At 74.6% G+C, this 571-nt stretch carries 1 pseudogene; it reads right to left on the minus strand.

Features of this window, described 5'->3' with window-relative positions:
- Nucleotides 1-267 (minus strand): annotated as a pseudogene (locus A5643_RS10015) (ComF family protein); the annotation flags it as partial.
- Nucleotides 268-571 lie beyond the last annotated feature (304 nt).

Consider the following 571-nt stretch of genomic DNA (forward strand, 5'->3'; position numbering starts at 1 on the left):
GTGCAGCCGGCCGACCGCGTCGGCCAGCGCGCCGCCCAGCGGCGCGATCAGGTCGGCGCGGCCGCGCTCCTTGACCGCCACGATCGCGCGGCGGCGGGCCCCGGCGTAGCGCCCGAGCGCGAACACCGGCACGCCGGGGTCGGTGCGGGGCGCGATGAGGTGCGGCTGGTCGGGGCGCAGGGTCAGCTCCGCGGCGCAGCGCGGGCACCAGCGGATCGCCGGCGCCCCGCAGCCGCCGCATTCGGCGGGCAGGACCAGATCGAGCACGCCGCCAGCGTCGCGCGGGCCACCGACACCGCCGCGCGGGCGCCGGAGAGCAGATGACGAAAGTCCCTAGTCGAAACTACGACGCGTAGTAGAAGGTCGATTTCCGGCACCCGCCGGGCGTGGCGGTGTTACGTTACCGCCACCGTCACGCCATCTCGACGCAGCGCAGCAGCCCCTCTACCGGTCGTCCACAAGGAGCCTTGCGATATGGCAACCACCGACCCCGCACCGTCGTCGACTCCGGCCTCGAGCCCGGCCACGCACTCCGAACCGCTGGTCAGCCGCGCCTGGCTGCAGGGTGTCG

This window comes from Mycobacterium sp. 1274756.6 (genome assembly GCF_001668625.1).
In the GTDB taxonomy this organism is placed as follows: Bacteria; Actinomycetota; Actinomycetes; order Mycobacteriales; family Mycobacteriaceae; genus Mycobacterium.